This window comes from Mycolicibacterium rutilum, assembly GCF_900108565.1.
In the GTDB taxonomy this organism is placed as follows: domain Bacteria; phylum Actinomycetota; class Actinomycetes; order Mycobacteriales; family Mycobacteriaceae; genus Mycobacterium; species Mycobacterium rutilum.
Window position 1 is genome coordinate 449,346 of record NZ_LT629971.1, and the last position, 14,784, is coordinate 464,129.

At 71.1% G+C, this 14,784-nt stretch carries 18 protein-coding genes; 7 read left to right on the plus strand and 11 right to left on the minus strand.

Annotated elements, in window-relative coordinates:
• Positions 1-8 precede the first annotated feature (8 nt).
• The 3 genes from BLW81_RS02145 to BLW81_RS02155 form a co-directional block, all read right to left on the minus strand.
• A complete protein-coding gene (locus BLW81_RS02145) occupies positions 9-770 on the minus strand; it encodes an SDR family NAD(P)-dependent oxidoreductase (RefSeq protein ID WP_083405769.1) in 762 nt (253 codons plus the stop codon).
• A 91-nt stretch (positions 771-861) separates the two neighbouring features.
• Entirely contained in the window at positions 862-1,443 is a 582-nt protein-coding gene (locus BLW81_RS02150) for a TetR/AcrR family transcriptional regulator (protein ID WP_083405770.1), read from the minus strand.
• Between the two features lie 40 nt (positions 1,444-1,483).
• Positions 1,484-2,317, minus strand: coding sequence for a GNAT family N-acetyltransferase (locus BLW81_RS02155; protein WP_083405771.1), 834 nt, complete (start codon positions 2,315-2,317; stop codon positions 1,484-1,486).
• Positions 2,318-2,360: 43 nt separating this feature from the next.
• Between BLW81_RS02155 and BLW81_RS02160 the strand changes: the two genes are divergently transcribed.
• The 3 genes from BLW81_RS02160 to BLW81_RS02170 are packed head-to-tail and all read left to right on the plus strand — an operon-like array spanning position 2,361 to position 5,505.
• Positions 2,361-3,716: a hypothetical protein gene (locus BLW81_RS02160; protein WP_083405772.1), complete on the plus strand. Its 1,356-nt coding sequence runs from the start codon at positions 2,361-2,363 to the stop codon at positions 3,714-3,716.
• Positions 3,717-3,767: 51 nt separating this feature from the next.
• The gene (locus BLW81_RS02165) at positions 3,768-5,024 is read left to right on the plus strand and encodes a molybdopterin-dependent oxidoreductase (protein ID WP_083405773.1); all 1,257 of its coding nucleotides are present in this window, start codon (positions 3,768-3,770) and stop codon (positions 5,022-5,024) included.
• Between the two features lies 1 nt (position 5,025).
• Entirely contained in the window at positions 5,026-5,505 is a 480-nt protein-coding gene (locus BLW81_RS02170; protein ID WP_083405774.1) for a hypothetical protein, read from the plus strand.
• Here the strand turns inward: BLW81_RS02170 and BLW81_RS02175 are convergent.
• Genes BLW81_RS02175 through BLW81_RS02185 form a run of 3 tightly spaced genes read right to left on the minus strand, consistent with a single transcriptional unit; the run spans position 5,463 to position 7,401 of the window.
• Complete coding sequence (locus BLW81_RS02175; protein WP_083410268.1) at positions 5,463-6,089, minus strand: methyltransferase domain-containing protein; 627 nt, start codon at positions 6,087-6,089, stop codon at positions 5,463-5,465. The two genes, BLW81_RS02170 and BLW81_RS02175, sit on opposite strands and share 43 nt — an antisense overlap.
• Positions 6,089-6,748, minus strand: a complete 660-nt coding sequence (locus BLW81_RS02180; RefSeq protein ID WP_083405775.1) for a TIGR04282 family arsenosugar biosynthesis glycosyltransferase — start codon at positions 6,746-6,748, stop codon at positions 6,089-6,091. The genes BLW81_RS02175 and BLW81_RS02180 overlap by 1 nt, the downstream gene beginning before the upstream one ends.
• Positions 6,745-7,401, minus strand: a complete 657-nt coding sequence (locus tag BLW81_RS02185) for a glycosyltransferase family 2 protein (protein ID WP_083405776.1) — start codon at positions 7,399-7,401, stop codon at positions 6,745-6,747. Before BLW81_RS02185 ends, BLW81_RS02180 begins: the two co-directional genes overlap by 4 nt.
• A 101-nt stretch (positions 7,402-7,502) precedes the next feature.
• Between BLW81_RS02185 and BLW81_RS02190 the strand changes: the two genes are divergently transcribed.
• The 3 genes from BLW81_RS02190 to BLW81_RS02200 all read left to right on the plus strand — a co-directional run bounded on the left by BLW81_RS02190 (position 7,503) and on the right by BLW81_RS02200 (position 9,832).
• Positions 7,503-8,204 carry a response regulator transcription factor gene (locus BLW81_RS02190; protein ID WP_083405777.1) on the plus strand — a complete coding sequence of 234 codons (702 nt, stop codon included), beginning with the start codon at positions 7,503-7,505 and terminating at the stop codon, positions 8,202-8,204.
• A complete protein-coding gene (locus BLW81_RS02195; RefSeq protein WP_083405778.1) occupies positions 8,204-9,226 on the plus strand; it encodes a sensor histidine kinase in 1,023 nt (340 codons plus the stop codon). Before BLW81_RS02190 ends, BLW81_RS02195 begins: the two co-directional genes overlap by 1 nt.
• Before the next feature lie 153 nt (positions 9,227-9,379).
• Positions 9,380-9,832 carry a nitroreductase/quinone reductase family protein gene (locus tag BLW81_RS02200; protein ID WP_083405779.1) on the plus strand — a complete coding sequence of 151 codons (453 nt, stop codon included), beginning with the start codon at positions 9,380-9,382 and terminating at the stop codon, positions 9,830-9,832.
• Positions 9,833-9,838: 6 nt separating this feature from the next.
• Here the strand turns inward: BLW81_RS02200 and BLW81_RS02205 are convergent, their stop codons facing one another.
• Genes BLW81_RS02205 through BLW81_RS02225 form a run of 5 tightly spaced genes read right to left on the minus strand, consistent with a single transcriptional unit; the run spans position 9,839 to position 13,814 of the window.
• Positions 9,839-10,966 (minus strand): NAD(P)H-dependent flavin oxidoreductase, encoded by a 1,128-nt coding sequence (locus BLW81_RS02205; protein ID WP_083405780.1) that lies wholly within the window; start codon positions 10,964-10,966, stop codon positions 9,839-9,841.
• Positions 10,967-10,976: 10 nt separating this feature from the next.
• On the minus strand, positions 10,977-11,786 hold the full coding sequence (locus BLW81_RS02210) for an alpha/beta hydrolase (protein WP_083405781.1): 810 nt from the start codon (positions 11,784-11,786) through the stop codon (positions 10,977-10,979).
• The gene (locus BLW81_RS02215) at positions 11,786-12,817 is read right to left on the minus strand and encodes an NAD-dependent epimerase/dehydratase family protein (protein ID WP_083405782.1); all 1,032 of its coding nucleotides are present in this window, start codon (positions 12,815-12,817) and stop codon (positions 11,786-11,788) included. The genes BLW81_RS02210 and BLW81_RS02215 overlap by 1 nt, the downstream gene beginning before the upstream one ends.
• Positions 12,814-13,590: an S-methyl-5'-thioadenosine phosphorylase gene (locus BLW81_RS02220; protein ID WP_083405783.1), complete on the minus strand. Its 777-nt coding sequence runs from the start codon at positions 13,588-13,590 to the stop codon at positions 12,814-12,816. Before BLW81_RS02220 ends, BLW81_RS02215 begins: the two co-directional genes overlap by 4 nt.
• A complete protein-coding gene (locus BLW81_RS02225; protein WP_083405784.1) occupies positions 13,587-13,814 on the minus strand; it encodes a hypothetical protein in 228 nt (75 codons plus the stop codon). Before BLW81_RS02225 ends, BLW81_RS02220 begins: the two co-directional genes overlap by 4 nt.
• Before the next feature lie 69 nt (positions 13,815-13,883).
• Here BLW81_RS02225 and BLW81_RS02230 point away from each other — a divergent pair, with 69 nt between their 5' ends.
• Positions 13,884-14,756 carry a 1,4-dihydroxy-2-naphthoate polyprenyltransferase gene (locus BLW81_RS02230; protein WP_083405785.1) on the plus strand — a complete coding sequence of 291 codons (873 nt, stop codon included), beginning with the start codon at positions 13,884-13,886 and terminating at the stop codon, positions 14,754-14,756.
• Positions 14,757-14,784 lie beyond the last annotated feature (28 nt).

Here is a 14,784-nt window from a genome sequence, read left to right on the forward strand (position 1 = left end):
TCGGCCGGTCAGATCTGGTTGACGCCGCCGTCGACCGGAATGTCGGCGCCGGTGGTGTAGGTACTCAGGTCCGACGCCACGAACACCACCGCGTTGGCGACCTCCTCGGGTGTGCCGCGGCGACCCATCGGGATCACGCCGCGCTGCTGGTTCTCGAACTCTTCGGCGGCGTTCGGCCCGGTGATGAACTGGCTTGCGAGATTGTTCAGTCCCGGGGTGTCGGTGGCTCCGGGGCTGACCACGTTGACACGAATCCCCCTGTCGCGCAGTTCACTTGCCCAGGTGCGGGCCAGCGACCGCACCGCCGCCTTGATCGCCGCGTAGATGCCGATACCCTCGGAGCCCCTGGCGTTGGTGTTCGACGAGTTCAGGATGATCGAGGCGCCGTCGGTGAGCAGCGGCAGCGCCTTCTGCACGGTGAACACGACGCCCTTGAAATCGACGTCGAGTTGGTAATCGAGGTGCTGTTCGGTGATCTCGCCGATGCGCGCGACGTCGATCACCGCGGCGTTGGCGAACAGTACGTCGATGCGCCTGCCTGTGTCGGCGACCGCGGCGTACAGCCGGTCCAGATCCTCGGCGCTGGCGACGTCGCCTTGAACGCCGGTCACGTTGTCGCCGAGTGCCTCGACGGCCGCGTCCAGTTCAGCCTGTCGCCTGCCGGTGATGAAGACGTGGGCGCCCTCCTCGACGAACCGCTTCGCGGTGGCGAGCCCGATTCCCGTGGTACCGCCGGTGATCACCGCGGTCTTGTCCTTCAGCAGCGCCATGTCCGTACCTTCCGCTGTAGTTATGGACTATTCAGTCAAGAACTACCGACGCGGGGGCCGGGATGTTTATTCCGCAGTGTGCGTGCCGCGATCAGAGAAGAGCGAGCAGTTCGTCGACGGCGGGCTTCAGCTGAGCGGGTCTGACGCCACCTTGGTGCAGCGCGTCCTGCCCGCGCAGGAAGGCCAGCAGTACTGTCGCCAGCGCTCGGGCGTCGCGGCGGGTGTCGATGGCGCTGTCGCGCTGCGCCTCCTCGATGCACTCGGTCAGCAGGGCACGCCACTGGCGGTAGGCCCGCCCGACGACGCGCTCGACGGCCACATCGCTGCCGCTGAGTTCGGCGGCGCTGTTGGCCATCATGCAGCCGCGCAACATCTTGTCGGCAGCGGTGGCCGTCACCTGCGCGCGCAGATGACGCACCAGCCGGTCGCGGGCTTGACGTCGCGGGTCGCCCAGTTCGTCGCGGATCTGCGCCATCCGGGTACCGATGTAATCGTCGAGCGCGCGCAGGAACAGACCGTGTTTGTCGCCGAACGCCCCGTACAGGCTGCCCTTGCCCAAACCCGTGGCCGCGATCAGGTCGTCGACCGAGGTGCACGCATAGCCGCGCGTCCAGAACTCCTCGCGCGCGGCCGCGATCACCTCGGCTTCGTCGAACTGGCGGGGGCGGGGCACAACACCACCGTACGCCGTTATGGACCGGTCGGTCCGGATCTCACCTCACCAGCACGGCGCGGGTGTAGAGCAGGTGAAAACCGCTGCGCTGCACGTTCTGCTGCGATCGTGAACCCGGTTGCGTCGTCACCACCGCGATGTCGCAGCCCGCGTCGGCAGCGTCGATGAGGCGCGTCGCCAGCAGCGCGCTCTGCACCCCGCGCCTGCGGTAGGCGGGTACCGTTGCGGCGCCGACGAGTTGGGCCACCCCCTGCGACATCCGCATACCGGCGCCGCCGGCGATCGCGCCGTCGCAGTAGGCCAGATAGCTTTCGGCGCCTGCCGCCAGCATGTCGCGTTCGGCGTTCTCGACGATCTCGCGGGGGAACTCCTCGTGGGAGGGCACCCCTTCGACATCGGGATGGGCGAAGCCCTCGACCACCACGTCCAGCCAGGCGGCGAGGTCATCGGTGCGGCGCACCTCCACGCCGTCGGGCCGCAGGGCGCGCGGTTGCTCGAGCAGCGACCGCCCGAGCACGTTCTCGAACGACACCAGCCGGTACCCGCGACCGGTCAGGGCGTCGGCGATCTGCGGGTCGCCGAGGCTGGACAGCTCGACCTGCACCGGCGCGTCGCGCTCGGCGAACGCCTGCTCGATCGCGTCCAGCTCCGGCGCGCCGGGGACTCCGCCGAAACCCAGACCCACCACCTTGTTCATCGGCGACCCGGCGTCGGCCAGGCACGCCGCGCCGCCGGCCACCGGGAGCACGAGCGTGGAGTCGCCGGTGCGCCGGCCGGCCGCCTCGGTGGCCGCGCTGATGAGCTGCGCCTCGACGTGTTCGATGCGCTCGGCCAGCGCGGTGCTGGCGAAGAGGGGGTGATCGGAAGCACTCATCTCCAGGACACCCTACGTTCGGAGCCGCGCATAGGGTGGCCGCATGCGGACGAGTCGCAGAGAGTTGGTGGCGGTCGCCGTCGGCCTGGTGTTGGTGGTCGCGGCGTTCGTCGTCCCGCATCTGCACCTCGGCATCGTCACACCGCTGATCAACGCCACGCCCGAGCGCATCCGGTCGTTCGCCGACACCGCACCGATCTTCGGGTGGTGGAACGCGCACGTCGGCTGGGGCACGATCCCGGCCGTCGTCATCGGCGCCGCGGTGGTGCTGTGGGGGCCGGCGGTCGCGCAGCGGTTGCCGTGGCGGGCGGTGCCGTGGGTCACCTGGGCCACCGCGTGCGCATGGGCGTTCTCACTGGCGATGATCGACGGCTGGCAGCGCGGCTTCGCCGGCAGGCTGACCGCGCGCCACGAGTACCTGCGCCAGGTGCCGACCGTCACCGACATCCCGCACGCGCTGCGCACGTTCTCCGACAGGATCCTTGACTACCAACCGGATTCGTGGATCACCCACGTGTCCGGTCACCCGCCGGGCGCGCTGTTGACGTTCGTGTGGCTGGACCGCATCGGTCTGGGTGGCGGCGCGTGGGCGGGGCTGCTGTGCCTGCTCGTCGGCTCCAGCGCGGCGGCCGCGATCGTGGTGGCGGTGCGCGCGCTGACCGAGGAGTCGACCGCGCGCAGGGCGGCGCCGTTCGTCGCGGCCGCGCCGACGGCGATCTGGATCGCGGTGTCGGCCGACGGCTACTTCGCCGGCGTGGCGGCGTGGGGCATCGCGTTGCTGGCCATGGCCGTCGGCCGCACGACGCGTTGGCCGGCACTGCCCGCGGTGGCGGCGGGACTGCTGCTGGGTTGGGGCATCTTCCTCAACTACGGCCTCGGGCTGATGGTGTTGCCGGCGCTGGCCGTGCTGATGTGCGCATCGGACTGGCGGGCAGCGCTCCGCACCGCGGCCCCGGCGATCGTCGCCGCACTGGTGGTGGTGGCGGTCTTCGCCGTGCTGGGATTCTGGTGGTTCGACGGTTATCACCTGGTGCAGGAACGCTATTGGCAGGGCATCGCCAACGACCGGCCGTTCCAGTACTGGGGCTGGGCGAACTTCGCGTCGGTCGTGTGCGCGATCGGGTTGGGCAGCGTGGCCGGCCTCGGCCGCGCGTTCGACGGCGCGGCGATCAGGCGCCGACCCGGATTGCACATGCTGCTGCTGGGCGCCCTGCTCGCGGTGGTGTTCGCCGACCTGTCGATGCTGAGCAAGGCCGAGACCGAACGCATCTGGCTGCCGTTCACGATCTGGCTGACCGCCGCGGGTGCGTTGCTGCCGCCGCGCTCGCAGCGCTGGTGGCTGGGGGTCAACGTGGCCGGCGCGCTGCTGCTCAATCACCTCATTCTGACGAATTGGTAACGGCTGCGGGTCAACCGCACCCCTGAGCCCCGCAATGTGGACTCTGGAGACATGAGCCCCACCCCTCGGCGGCTGCTGCGCTGGCGATCCCCGCTGCGCGGCGCGTGGCTGACGTCGGTGCTGGGCGCGGTGCTGCTGGTCGGGATGCCAGTGGTGATCCTCACCGGCCTGCTGTCCTACATCGCCTACGGGCCACAGTTCGGCCAGGCCATCCCCGCCGACGTCGGCTGGCTCAAGCTGCCCACGTTCGACTGGCCGGCCGACCCGGCGTGGCTGTACCGGTTGACCCAGGGCCTGCACGTCGGGCTGGGCCTGGTGCTCGTTCCCGTGGTGCTCGCCAAGCTGTGGTCGGTGATCCCGCGGTTGTTCCAGGTGCCGCCCGCGCGGTCGATCGCCCAACTGGTCGAACGGGTTTCGCTGCTGATGCTGGTCGGCGGGGTGCTGTTCGAGATCGTCACCGGCGTGCTCAACATCCAGTACGACTACATCTTCGGGTTCAGCTTCTACACCGCGCACTACTTCGGGGCGTGGGTCTTCATCGCCGGTTTCGTCATGCATATCGCGGTGAAGATCCCGCGCATGCGGGCGGGCCTGCGGTCGCGGTCGATGCGCGAGGTGTTGCGGACCCGCACAGCCGACACCGTCGCCGAACCCTTCGAGCCCGACGGGTTGGCCGCCGCGGACCCGGATCCCGCGACGATCAGCAGGCGCGGCGCGCTGGCCCTGGTCGGCGGCGGCGCGGCCCTGGTCGCCGTGCTGACCGCGGGCCAGACCCTCGGCGGTTGGACCCGGCACGCGGCGCTGCTGCTGCCGCGCGGGCGGACCCTCGGCGACGGGCCCAACGACTTCCAGGTCAACAGGACCGCCGCCGCGGCGCGGATCACCCCCGACCTGACCGGTGACCGGTGGCGCCTCACGCTGACCGGCGGGTCCTCGCCGGTGGTGCTGGACCGTGCGGCGCTGACCGCGATGCCCCAGCACACCGCGCACCTGCCGATCGCCTGTGTCGAGGGATGGTCCACGACCGAGACGTGGACCGGAGTGCCGCTGCGCGACCTGGCCCGGCTGGCCGGGGTGCCGGATCCGGCGTCGGCGTTCGTGCAGTCGGTGGAGCGCCGCGGCGCGTTCAATCGTGCGACGCTGCAACGCAATCAGGTGCTGCACCCGGATGCGCTGCTGGCGTTGCGCGTCAACGGCGCCGACCTCTCCCCCGATCACGGCTTCCCCGCGCGCATCATCGTGCCGGCGCTGCCCGGCGTGCACAACACGAAATGGGTGGGCCGCATCGACTTTCGGGCGGGCGGCTGACATGTTGGGACGTTTCCGCGCGGCCTACGGATCGGAGCCGCTGCATCTGCTGACGCTGCTGGCCGGGTTCGCGTTGTTCGGCTACGTGGTCGTGACGATCACACCGGCCGCGCTGTGGAACCACCGCGTCTGGTGGCAGTCGATCATCGTGTGGTTCGCCGCGGCCGTCATCGCCCACGACCTGATCCTGTTCCCGCTCTATGCGTTGGCCGATCGGATCCTGTCGCGCGGCAGTCGGATTCCCCGGCTGCGGGTGCCGCTGCTCAACTACCTGAGGGTGCCGGCGCTGGGTTCGGCGTTGACGCTGCTGCTGTTCCTGCCCGGCATCATCGAGCAGGGGGCGCCGACCGTGCTGGCGGCAACCGGCCAGACGCAGGACCCGTTCCTGGGGCGGTGGCTGCTGCTGACGGCGGCGATGTTCGGCGTCAGCGCCGTGGTCTACGCGGTGAGGCTGGCGACCACCCGGTCGCCGAACGGGTAGACGCGGGTCAGGCTCAGCCCGGCGTCGGCGGCAATCTCGGCCGCGCAGTCGATTCCGACCGACGCCCACGGAAACCACGGGCCGACCGTGCGCCGCGATTCGAGCCGCACCCAGCGCGTGCGGATGCCGTGTCCCAGCGATTCGAACTCCGCGATGCAGCGGCCGCCGCGGCGCAGCAGTTCGGCGGCCCGGCGCAGCACCCGCACCGGATCGCCGCCGAGCCCCACGTTGCCGTCGGCGAGCAGCACGGTCTGCCAGCGGCCGGTCGCGGGCAGCTCCCCGAAGACGTCGCGGTGCAGCACCGGCGCACCGTTGCGGCGCGCCAGCGCAATCGCGGTGGCGGACTGGTCCACACCGAGCGCGGGCACGCCGCGCCGGATCAGTGCACTCACCAATCGTCCTGGGCCGCAACCGAGGTCGATGGTCGGCCCGTCGCAGAGTTCGACGACCGCACGGTCGAAGCGGCCGTCGGCGTGTTCACCGCCGAGCCACCGGTGCACCGGAAGGTGATGCACGGCGCCGTCGTCCTGGCGGATCCAGCAGCGTTCCCCGTCGAGGGCACGGTCGTAGAGGTGGCCGAGCATCAGGTGTGCACCGCCTTCGTCGCGCGGGTGAACCGGCTGTGCGGCGCGCACAGCCGACGGACGGCGTCGATGTCGTCGACGGTGTCGACATCGGCGAGCACGGGCAGCATGGTGACGTCGATACCGTTGCCTCGCAGAGCTTCTCGTGTCAGGTCGCCGGTGTCGGCGCGCGACATCGGCACGTGCCGCAGGCAGTCCGCCAGCGCCGGCCGCGCGACACCGAGCACCCACCAGCCGCCGTCGGCGGCGAGGCCGAGCACGGCGTCGGCGTCCAGCAGCGCGCGGGCGCAGTCGGCGAGCAGGTCGGCGCGCACCTGCGGGGTGTCCATCCCGATCTGCAGCACCGGGGTGCCGGTGAAGCTGTCGGCGTGGGCGTTGGCCAGGCGGGCGGCGAAATCCTCACCGCGCTGGTCGACGACGGTGAACGCGGTGAGCCGCTCGCGCAGCTCGTCGCCTCGGCAGGCGCGGCTCAGGTCGCCGGTCAGGGCGACGACGCGGCGTTGCACCGGCGCGGCCGCCACCGCGTCGAGGGTGTCCAGTAGCGCGGCCGCGGCGATGTCGGCGGCGGCGGCGTCACCGACCGTCGCCGCCAGACGGGTCTTGGCCAGCCCGGGCACCGGGGCCTTGGCCACCACCAGTGCCGTCACCGCCAGCGTCATGAGATCACCCGCCAGAAGTCCAGCGCGGCGGTCAGGCTGCCCCGCACCGATCCGCTGACCTTGGACTTGCCGCCGGTGCGTGGCCCGTAGTCCACGTCGCACTCGACGACGCGCCACCCGGCGGCGGCGGCGCGGACCAGCAGTTCGAGCGGATAGCCGGAGCGGCGGTCGGTGACCGCGAGCGCAAGCAGGGCGTCGCGGCGGGCGACGCGCATCGGTGCGATGTCGTGCACCGGCAGGCCATGGCGCCGGCGCAGCCGCCAGCACACCGCCGCGGTGCCGAGCCGGGCGTGCCACGGCCACCGCACCCCGCGCGCCGGGCGGCGGCGCCCGATCGCCATGTCGGCGCCGCGGTCGAGTTCGGCGACGAGTCCGGGTAGGTCGGCGGGAGCGAGTGAACCGTCGGCGTCGAGCACCGCGACGACGTCCGTCGTCGTCGCCACCACCCCGGCATGGACGGCCGCGCCGTAACCCGGGCGCGTCTCGGTGACCACCTCGGCGCCGTGCCGCCGTGCCACTTCGGCCGTGCCGTCGGTGCTGTTGTTGTCGACCACCAGGGCCCGGTATCCCGGTGGCATGCCCGCGAGCACACCGGGCAGCGACTCGGCCTCGTTCAGGCACGGCAGCACCACGGTGACCGGACAGTCGGGCATGGTTCGAAGGCTAATCACCGCGGAGCCGGGACGGCCAGGTCAACGATGACGAATCCGTGACATCGGTGCAGGTGGCGGCCACTCCCAGCTAACGTGGAGGAGTGACGCGGGTTCTGATCGCCGACGACGACGCCGTCGTGCGCGATGTCGTGCGCCGCTACCTGGAGCGCGACGGGCTCGACGTCTCGATCGCCAACGACGGGACCGAGGCGCTGCGACTGCTCGGCTCGCAACGCATCGACGTCGCGGTGCTCGACGTGATGATGCCCGGCCCGGACGGGTTGACGTTGTGCCGCAGCCTGCGCCGGCGCGGCGGTTACGCGATCCCGGTGATCCTGTTGACGGCGCTCGGCGAGGAGGACGACCGCATCGCCGGGCTGGAGGCCGGCGCCGACGACTACCTGACCAAACCGTTCAGCCCGCGCGAACTCGCGCTGCGGGTGCGCTCGGTGCTGCGGCGGGCGCCGGCGCCGACCGGCAAGCGTGGGCTCGAGATCACCGTCGGTGACCTGACCTTGTCGGCGGCGGCGCGCACGGTGACGGTCAAGGGTGCGCCGGTGTCGCTGACCAACCGCGAGTTCGACCTGCTGCTGTTCTTCCTCACCCACACCGACACCGTGTTCACCCGCGAGGAACTGTTGAAGCAGGTGTGGCAGTGGGACTTCGGCGATCTGTCCACGGTCACGGTGCACGTCAAGCGGCTGCGCTCGAAACTCGGTGCGCACCATCGGGTGCAGACGGTGTGGGGGCGGGGCTATCTGTGGGCCGGGGAGGAACGCTCGCCGGAAGGGCAGAGCGCGTAGTGCCGACCGGCGTGTGGGAGATCGTCGGGCTGGCGCTGGCGTGCTCGGTTCCGGTGGTGCTCGCGGGGGCGCTGGTGATCCGGCTGGCGCGGTCCTGGTCGCTGGCGGTCAGCATGGTGGCGCTGGTGCTGATCCCGGTGCTGGCGACGTTCACCGGCGTGCTGGGCGCCAGCCGGTTCATGATCACCGAGACCTTCGAGCAGACCGCGATCGTGTTGGTGATCGTCTCGGTCGTGACCATTCCCGCCGCGGTGATGCTGGCCCGCTACCAGGCCCGGCGCACGGTGTGGGAGCAGGAGATCCGCGAATCGGAGCGCTCGGCCGAGCACTCCCGGCGCCAGCTGGTCGCGTTCGTCAGCCACGACCTGCGCACGCCGCTGGCCGGGATCCGGGCGGTGTCCGAGGCGATCGCCGACGGCGTGGTCCCGGACGCCGAAGTCCGGGTGCACGCGAAAACCATTGAGCAGGAATCGGTTCGACTCTCGGAGATGGTCGACGACCTGTTCGAGATGTCGAAGATCAACGCCGGCGCGGTGCAGCCGGTGTTCGACTCGGTGGCGCTCGACGAGGTGATCGACGACGTGCTGACGGCGCACCGGATCGCCGCCGAGCGCGCCGGGGTGACGCTGACCGCCGAGCTGCCCGCCGCGCCGGTGCGGGTGCTGGGCAGTGACCGTGCGCTGGTGCGGGTGCTGTCGAATCTGGTGGCCAACGCGATCGCCCACACGCCGGAGGGCGGCCGGGTGTCGCTGTCGCTGGGGTCCGACGAGAACGGTGCGTGGGCGCGGGTCGACGACACCGGGGTGGGCATCGACGAGGTGGATCTGCCGCGGGTGTTCGACGTGGCCTACCGCGGCTCCAACGACCGGGTGCCGCGCGCGGACTCGTCGCTGCCCAGTGGATCGGGGCTGGGGCTGGCGATCGCGGCCGGTCTGGTGCAGGCGCATCGCGGCACGCTGTCGGCGCGCAACCTGGGCACCGGCGCGCGGTTCGAGGTGCGGCTGCCGCTGGCGGCGGACTGACCGTCGTTAGGCACCCGCGCCCGCGCCGAAATAGCATTTCTGGCTGCTGACCAGCGCTTTTAACACCACCACTTCTCTCTCGACGGTTAGGCTCTTGTTTTTGAGTGATCACTCAATTAACGTCGTTAACCTCAATGGTCAAAGGAGGTTGTGATGGCAACGAGGAGTGCGGACAAAGCGGTGCGCAAGTTCCGGTTGGAGCGACAACTGGGCCGCGTCGTGATGAACCCGGCCGTCGCGGCGCTGGACCGCATCGGTGTGCGGTCGGCGTTGGTGGTCGACCTGGAAACCGTCGGCCGCAAGAGCGGCGAGCCACGACGGGTGCCGCTGATCGGCAGCGCCGACGAGTCGGGCGTGTGGGTGATCTGCCAGCACGGCCGGCGCGCGGGGTGGGCGCACAACATCGCCGCGAACCCTCACGTGCGGGTGCGGGTCGGTGACGAATGGCGCACCGGCACCGCGACGTTCGAGCCCGACGACGACGTGCGGGCGCGGGCGCGCAGCTTCGGTGGGCGCGGCAGGGTCGGTCAGACCGCAACCGCACTGACGATGCGCGCGATGGAGAGCGACCCGATCTCGGTGCGGATCACCTTCACCGACCGGTGATTTCGCTCAGTCGGGGAGGGTGTTGCTCAGGCGTTCGGTGGCCGCGACGTAGTCCTCGATGAACTCGCGCACCACCTCGCGGGCGGGTTTGACCTTGTTCATCAGCCCGACGCCCTGGCCGACGAAATAGGTCGCCAGCGCCTGCGCTCCCTCGTGCCCCTGCGCGGCGAGCACATCGATGCGCCGCACGATCGGCTCGGCCAGCATCGACTGCAGCGGCAACGGCAGCGGCTTGTGCCCGCCGGGGTTCGGCGCCCACGCGTTGGTCCAGTCCGAAACCAGCTGTCGCGCAGGCTTTCCGGTACGGCCCGCCGAGCGCACCGTGTCGCGTGACGACGCGGCCAGGAACTTCTGCTTGGTGTGCGGCGCGGTCTCGGCCTCCTCGGTGGTCAGCCACACCGACCCGGTCCACGCGCCGGCGGCGCCCATCGCCACCGCGGCGGCCATCTGCCGGCCCGTCACGATCCCGCCCGCGGCCAGCACCGGGATCGTGCTGCCGATCGCCTCCAGCGCCTCCAGCACCTCGGGCACCAGCACCAGCGTCGTGACCTCACCGCAGTGGCCGCCGGCCTCGGTGCCCTGCGCCACGATCAGATCGACGCCCGCCAGCACCTGTTTGACCGCATGCTCCTTGGCGCCGACCAGCGCGGCGACCGGCACACCGTTCTTCTTGCCCGCCTCGATCATGTAATCCGGCGGCACGCCAAGCGCATTCGCGATCAGCCGGATCGGATGGCTCATCGCCACCTCGAGCAACTCCTGACCGGTGTTGCCCGACAGCGCGGCGTTACCCAGCCGGGGTGAGTCGTCGAGCGTGATGTCGTGTGCAGCCAGCAGTTCGGTGACATAGTCGCGGTACTCGTCGGGGATGCGGCCCGCCAGATCCGCCGTCGAAAGCTTCTCGCCCTTGCCCTCGAACTTGGCGGGCACGATCAGGTCGACGCCGTACGGCTTGCCGCCCGCGTGCTCGTCGATCCACGACAGTTCCTGGTCGAGCTGTTCGGGCGTGTACGCCGTGCCGCCGAGCACCCCGAAACCCCCAGCGCTGGACACCGCGGCCACCACGTCGCGGCAGTGGCTGAACGCGAACAAGGGGAAGTCGATGCCGAACTGTTCACAAATCGCTGGTTTCACCGCACCAGTATCACCAAGTGAGACCGCTGGCCGACACGAACCCCCGGATCGCGTCGAGCACGTGCGCGCCGGCGAGCAACGCGAGGTCGTTGTGGCCCGCGCCGGACACCAGCACGTAGCGCTTGGGTTCGGCCGCCGCGTCGTACAGCCTGCGGCTCATCGGCTCGGGCACGATGTCGTCGCGGTCCCCCGCGATGACCAGAAGCGGCACCCGCAGCGAGCCGATCCGTTCGATCGAGGGATAGCGGTCGCGCAGCAACCACCGGACCGGCAGCCACGGGTAGTGCGTCGCGCCGACGTCGGGCAGCGACGTGAACGGCGACCGCAGCATCAGCGCCTGCGGCGCACGTTCGACGGCCAACCCGACAGCGACTGCCGCACCGAGGGATTCGCCGTAGTAGCCGATGCGCTCGACGCCCGGTTGCTCGGCCAGCCACGTCGCCGCGGCCCGCGCGTCGGCGGCCAGCCCGTCCTCCGACGGCGTGCCCGGGTTTCCGCCGTATCCGCGGTAGTCGAACAGCAACACCGACAGCCCCATCCGGTTCAGCGCCGCCGCGATCGGCACCCGCATCGACCGGTCACCGCCGTTGCCGGGGAACACCAGCACCGCCGCGTCGGCCCCCTCCACCGGGAAATACCATCCGGCCAACCGGATTTGGTCGTCGGTGGTGAAGTTCACGTCCTGACCGCCGGGCAGCGCGGTGGCCGCGGGCGGCAGCGGTCCCGGCGACGGGAAGTAGATCAACCGTCGCTGCAGCGACCACACCAGCGCCAAGCCCACGAGCGCGACGATCACGAGCACGCCCACCGCGCGGCGCATCAGGTGCGCAGCGGAGCGAAGGCGAACTCGCGCAACCCGTCGCGCGGGTCGACTGCCGCCCGGAACCCCAGCACCGCGGCGGCGCGCGCCGGGTCCGCGACGATGTGGCGGACGTCGCCGCTGCGGTACTGCCCGGTGACCACCGGCGCCGAGTCGCCGCGCGTCTCGCACAGTTCGGTCGCGACCTCCATGATCGAGATCGGCCGGCCCGAGCAGACGTTGAACGCGGCGAACCCGTCGGGCCCCGACTGCACCGCCGCGACGTTGGCCGCGGCGACGTCGTCGACGTGGACGAAGTCACGCATCTGTCCGCCGTCCTCGAAAACCCTTGGCACGTCCCCGGACTCGAGCTCCGAACGGAAGATCGCGGCGACTCCGGAGTACGGCGTGTCGCGCGGCATGTACGGGCCGTAGACGTTGTGGTAGCGCAGCGCGGTGACCGCGCCGCCCGTCGCCTCCGCCCACGCCAACGCGTAGTGCTCCTGCGCGGTCTTGCTCGCCGCGTACAGGCTGCGCGGGCGCAGCGGCGCGTCCTCGGAGACCAGCCGCCACGCCACCAGCGACCCACACAGCGGGCAGCGGTGCTCGAAGACGCCGGCGTCGAGGTCGGCGCGGGTGCGAGGCTGCGGGTCGACGGGCCCGTGTTCCGGGCAGTCGTAGCGGCCCTGACCGTAGACCACCATCGACGAGGCCAGCACCAGCCGTGTGACGCCCGCGGCGAACATCTCGGCCAGCAGCACCGTCGTCCCGAAGTCGTTGTGCGCGCCGTAGGACGGGGCGTCGGCGGCGTTCACGCCGGCCCCGACCACCGCCGCCTGGTGGCACACCACGTCGACGCCTTCGAGCAGCGGTGCCAGCGCCGACGCGTCGCGGATGTCGAGCACCCGGCAGTCGGCGGGTGGCGTCGCGCCGGGGCCGTGCGCGGCGGGCAGCATCGCGTCGACGCCGAGCACGTCGTGACCCGCGTCGCGCAGCGCGGCACCGACCCGGGCCCCGATGAAGCCCGCGGCACCGGTCAGCAGAACTCTCACGGCAGGTCGAAGGGCAGGGCGACGCCGACGTGGGCCAGGCAGTGCGTACAGGTGCGCTCGACGTCGACCCGGTCGATCGCCTCGTGCACGAGCTTCTTGAACGGCACCAGGTTGCGTTCGAACTCGGCGAACACGTCGACGGCCCGCACCGCGGTTCCGCTGTCGATGCCCGCGTCCAGATCGGTCACCAAAGCGATTGCGGCGTAGCACATCTCGAGTTCGCGGGCCAGCACCGCCTCCGGGTAGCCGGTCATGTTGACCAACGTGAAGCCCTGGTCGGCGAACCAGCGGCTCTCGGCGCGGGTGGAGAACCGCGGGCCCTGGATCACCACCATCGTGCCGCCGTCGACGACGCCGGGCAGATCGGCGGCCGCCGCCCGCAGCGTCGGGCAGTAGGGGTCGGCGAATCCGACGTGGATGCCGCCGGAGTCGAAGTAGGTGTCGGCGCGTGCGCGGGTGCGGTCGACGAGCTGATCGGGCACCACGATCGAGCCGGGTCCGAGTTCGGGGGTCAGGCTGCCGACCGCGCAGGGGCCGAAGATCCGGCGCACGCCCAGCGCGCGCAGCGCCCACATGTTGGCCCGGTACGGCACGGTGTGCGGCGAGAACTCGTGGTTGACGCCGTGCCGCGGCAGAAACGCGACCTCGTGCTCACCGACCGTGCCGACGGTGATCGGGGCGCTCGGCGGCCCATAGGGAGTCTCGGAGGTGACGCTGCGGGCGTCGGCACCGAAGAAGCTGTAGAACCCGCTGCCCCCGATGACGCCGATCAACTGCCGGACGGTCCGTCGTCGCCGCCGTCGAGGCGCTGAGATGCCCGGCGCACCCCGTCGCGGATCTCGAACGCGTCGGTGGCGAACCCGCCGATCGCGTAGGCGACGTCCTTGACCGCGGTGGTGATGATCGACGCCACTTCCCCGACGGTCGTCACGCCGGACTCGAAAATCTCCTGCACGGCGTCCTTGCGGATCTCCGCCTTGCTGAGTCGGTCCTCCATGCGATCAGTCTGCCACGGTCGGCTGCGGGCGCCCTGGGGAATTTTCGGCCGCATGCGAGACTGACGCTCGTGGCGACATTCGCGCAGTGGGTCGAGGGCGCGCGGCCCCGCACGCTACCCAACGCGATCGCACCGGTGATCGCCGGCACGGGCGCGGCGGCGTGGCTGCACGCGGCCAGCTGGTGGAAGGCGTTGCTGGCGTTGCTGGTCGCGATGGCGATGATCGTCGGGGTCAACTACGCCAACGACTACTCCGACGGCATCCGCGGCACCGACGACGTGCGCGCCGGGCCGCTGCGGCTGGTCGGCGCGAAGGTCGCCTCGCCGCGGGCGGTGCTGACCGCGGCGGTGGTGAGCCTGGCGGTCGCGGCGGTGGCGGGCCTGGTGCTGGCGGCGCTGAGCGCACCGTGGTTGATCGCGGTCGGCGCGGTGTGCATCGCCGGGGCGTGGCTCTACACCGGCGGCAAGAAGCCGTACGGCTACCTCGGGCTCGGCGAGATCGCGGTGTTCGTGTTCTTCGGGTTGGTCGCGGTGCTGGGCACGCAGTACACGCAGGCGCTGCGGATCGACTGGGTGGGCGCCGCGGTCGCGGTGGCGATGGGCTGCATGTCGTCGGCGGTGTTGGTCGCCAACAATTTGCGCGACATCCCGGCCGACAAGGAGTCGGGCAAGATCACGCTCGCCGTGCGCCTCGGCGATGCCCGGACCCGCGTGCTGTTCCAGGCGCTGCTGGCGGTGGCGTTCGCGCTGACTCTGGTGTTGATGCTCGCGACGCCGTGGGCGGCGGTCGGTCTGGTGGCGCTGCCGCTGGCGGTGCGGGCCGCGGCGCCGGTGCGCAAGCGGCTCGGCGGGCCCGCGCTCATCCCGGTGCTGCGCGACACGGGGTTGACGATGCTGGTGTGGGCGGTCGCCGTGGCGCTGTCCCTCGCGATTTGTGCGTGAAAACGATCGCTGAGCGAACGAAATCACT